At 56.3% G+C, this 828-nt stretch carries 2 protein-coding genes; both read right to left on the bottom strand.

Annotation, left to right across the window (positions count from 1 at the left end):
* On the bottom strand, window positions 1-184 hold a 184-nt coding region (locus FYK55_RS29930), incomplete at its 3' end, for a hypothetical protein (RefSeq protein ID WP_235909050.1).
* A gap of 433 nt (window positions 185-617) precedes the next feature.
* On the bottom strand, window positions 618-828 hold a 211-nt coding region (locus FYK55_RS29925; RefSeq protein ID WP_235909049.1), incomplete at its 5' end, for a hypothetical protein.

Here is an 828-nt window from a genome sequence, read left to right as displayed (position 1 = left end):
CCCGTGAATTGGCGCGTAGAAACGAGACGACCGACGAAGTGACCGTGTGGTTTACGGAACACTCGCTCTCTCGATTGGGCCAACAAGCCCAACGCTGGAGGTCAGCCGTGCGAAGCAGCGTATTTTCAAAGCTGATGTTCAAACGCCCATCTGCAGAGCGAACCTGCGAATCCAAACGGCTCATTTGTCGTTTCCATGCCATCCGACCCAAACGCATTGAACCGACGCCTGATCCCATACTGGAATGCCCCCGACGCCGATGACTCGCGTAATGTTGAATCTGCGAGCGTTTGCCGGGTACCATTGTCCGATTGATGTTCAAAAAATGACGGGAACCATGCGATGATGCGGAGTCGCCGAGGACGGTTCTCGAAAACGTCAGGTCCAACGCGGCGACCCGCATATCGCCGAACGTTCCCGTGAATTGGCGCGTAGAACCAAGACGACCGACAAAGTGACCGTGTGGATCACGGAACACCGGCTCTCTCGGTGTGGCCAACAAGTCAACGCTGGACTTCAGCCGTGCGAAGCAGCGTATATTCAAAGCCGATGTTCAATCGCCCATCTGCAGAGCGAACCTGAGAATCCGCAGGGCTCATTTGTTGATTCCGCGCCATTCAAACCAAATGCATCGAACCGACGCCTGACCCCAGGCTGGAATGCCCCCAACGCTGACGACTCGCGTAGTGTTGAAGCGACGAGCGATTGCCGGCTATCATTGTCCAATTGATGTTCGAAGACAGACGGGAACCATGCGATGATGCGGAGTCGCCGAGGACGGTTCTCGATAACGTCAGGTCCAACGCGGCGACCCGCATATCGCCGGAC

It is taken from the genome of Roseiconus nitratireducens, from assembly GCF_008629675.1.
Taxonomy (GTDB): domain Bacteria; phylum Planctomycetota; class Planctomycetia; order Pirellulales; family Pirellulaceae; genus Stieleria; species Stieleria nitratireducens.
The sequence above is the reverse complement of the archived record's forward strand: the minus strand, read 5'-3'. Positions and strand labels throughout refer to the sequence as shown.